The organism is Roseateles sp. P5_E11, from assembly GCF_054049355.1.
Genome location: NZ_JBFUMO010000668.1, coordinates 1 through 2,883, shown reverse-complemented (window position 1 = coordinate 2,883; position 2,883 = coordinate 1). Strand labels below are relative to the sequence as shown.

General features: G+C 51.4%; 2 protein-coding genes. Both read left to right on the top strand.

The window, feature by feature from the left end:
- The coding region (locus ACXJKR_RS28860; protein WP_457325769.1) for a hypothetical protein at nucleotides 1-692 on the top strand (692 nt) is incomplete at its 5' end.
- Between the two features lie 1,106 nt (nucleotides 693-1,798).
- A partial coding sequence (locus ACXJKR_RS28855) for a DUF4062 domain-containing protein (RefSeq protein WP_457325768.1) occupies nucleotides 1,799-2,883 on the top strand: 1,085 nt, incomplete at its 3' end.

Genomic DNA, 2,883 nt, shown 5'->3' with positions numbered 1-2,883 from the left:
GTGCTGAGTACCACCTATTGATGAGGCGACAAGGGGCCGATGGTGCTAGCCTAAGAAGATTAATGGGGGAAGCTTTGATGCGTGTAATTCGATGGGTTCGCCTAGCTCGCCTAGTTTTGATTTTAATCCTTGGCCTAGTCGCACCCACAGTATTGCTTTATCAAGCGCATGAAGCCATTAGCAATCTCGATAACGAAATGGGGTCAAGCATTCAGGTTGAATTGCTTAGCAAGGCAATGCCGGCACCCACTCAAGGATTTAACAGCGCAAACGACTATGCGTTGTTTTCTTTAGCACTTGTTGAATCAAACAGCTTTCGAGCACTGATAAACAAACAGCGAATGAAAATCGCCGTAATGCATGTCGGATTTGCCATCGCGAGCGTTGGTCTGCTGTTCATCGTCTTTGGCGTGGATCAAGGCGGCATTGAAGCCGGCGGTGAAGCTAAGACGGTCGCTTGGAACCTAAAAATTGCTTCTACAGGCGTAGCCGTTTTCGTCCTTGGATCGCTATTAGCCGGAGCCGGCGGGCTTMTCGCCAATCCATATGAGACCGCCGGGATTCCAGGATATGCGGGGACGTCACGCTCACCAGCAACTCCATCAGTGTTGAAAAAGGCGACCGTTCAGCTTTGTATAGATAAAACCGTAGATGAAAAGAATATGACGGCCTGCATCCTCAACTCGTTATGACTGTGAGACCATAATGTTTAAAGCCATCGTGTCCTTCCTCATGCTATTGCCATTCAGTAACGCTGACGCCTCTGAAAAATGCCCCTCAACTGCGCAACAGCAAGCGACGACGCCTGAAGGCTGTCGGTGGGTATCAACAAAGGATAGCTGCACGTTGGCGTGCAGACTGCGAGAGGTTGAACCGAGCGGGGGCACGCTGCCATCGGGAGGTGGAAAGACCCAGGGAGTGACCCAACCGCCTTCTCCCGATTCGATGRAAGTCGGGGCGGGCAACATCGTTGTAGATATCAATACCGCAAGATCCGAACGACCTGGTAAGTCCGCACCGAGGAACGCAAAGGCAAATTGACAGAATGCCTCAGAAGGGACAATCCATTGGCTACTTCGGAGTCAATTGGCTTATAAGTGTCCCTGTGTAAGGCCCTCGTGGCGAAACGCCACGCAGCCCAACTCGCGTTTCCCAGCATCGTCGTGGAATTGAAGTCGAGCTCGTCATCTGAGCGGCCGCTTTAGAGCACCAGGATTCGCGACGTGGACGACGGCAACGGGCACGAAGCTGCCGCCGACCCGATGATGATGGTCAGGAATGTGCCCAAAGCGGGTACTCGCACGGGGTCAGCGCAATCACGCAAGCGACCCTGAGTTACCGGCCAATCACTTGATTTTGGCATGCCTCGAAACGGTCACTCAATGTTTGACATAAGCGGCCCCGCTTGCCGGGGTACGTTCTTAATGGGACTGAGAAGGAACTTCCAATCTGCAGGGCGCTTCTCGAAACATCGCTCACGCCTGACGGCCTTGATCGAGCACGATGGAGGCCATGATCACACCGTGCATCAAGCCGTCTGCCTGGAACAGCACGCAACAATGGCACTCCCAAGAGTGCGCCATAACGAGACTGCGCAACAAAAGCGCAACGGCGCAGTCTGTGCATCGAGGAAGGGTGAACCCGGACTGGTGCTGGCGCTAGGTCGTCCCTACATTGTGAGAACCACCATGAAGCGCAAACCGCTACGGGGTCGGCGGTGATACACCATTAGAGTGCAAAGCTCTTGTGCAAAACTGCGCCGAAACAGAGTTAACAACTCGTACTTTGGAGGATAGCCATGCCGCGCCCTAAAGTTTTTATCAGCTCAACTTTTCGCGACCTGCAGCAAACCAGGGAAGAGCTAAGCGAATTCATCTCCGACATGGACTTCGAACCGGTGGCGTTCGAATTCGGAGACATTGCTTTCGAGCCAAGCAAGCACCTAGAGGAATCATGCTACGCAGCGATTCCAGAGTGCTCAATGTTGATCCTTGTTATTAAGAACAACTACGGAAGCACCTCAGAAAGACGTCCAAGTCTCGGCGCATCGGAAGAGAAGATGTATTCGATCACGAGCAATGAATACAAAGTAGCTCTGGATCATGGAATCCCTGTCTTTGTGTTCATCAACCAGAGTACTCATGACGAATACGTCTCGTACACCAAGCAAAATCGGCCTGGCAACTTCGTTTTCACGCACATCGATAATCCAAAGATCGCGAAATTCATTGACCTGCTTCACCGAGACAACTCGACTCGCTATATCTTTAAATACAACTCTCACGGTGACATCAAACGAATTCTCCGCAAGCAATGGTCTGGCTTATTCAACAGATACCTAGAGAACGAACGAAAGCACTCGCTTAGGCTTAAACAAGAGGTAGCGATCAATCCGTACAAGTTTTTCTACTTGAGGCATAAGCAAGGGCTGTCTCAACAGCAAATTTCCAAACGATCGAACCTGAAGCAGGGGCTGGTAATACGGATTGAGGACGCGGCACTCAGAGTTAAACGGCTCAGTTCGGACGACTTCGTTCGCGTCTCCTTTGATGAAGCGTCGCGTTTGGCGAACGCACTTAGTTGCTCTGTGGGGAATATTCGCTCTGGGCTTCCAGACGAATTCTTGTCTCAATTCATCGTCTACTACTCGCATAACAAAGGCTCGATTCACGCCAAGAGTAGTGTTTCGAAATCTCGCTCGGTGTTCCCGACCAAGGCTGTGTTCCTCGATTTCGACGGGACCATGACTTACCACCTGAACAAATCGACTTCCTGGGAGCTCATCTGGCTAGAGTTGGGCTACGCCGACACTGATTGCTCGGATTTGCATCGGAGATTCAGCAATCACGAAATATCTCACGCAGATTGGTGCCGGATAACCGA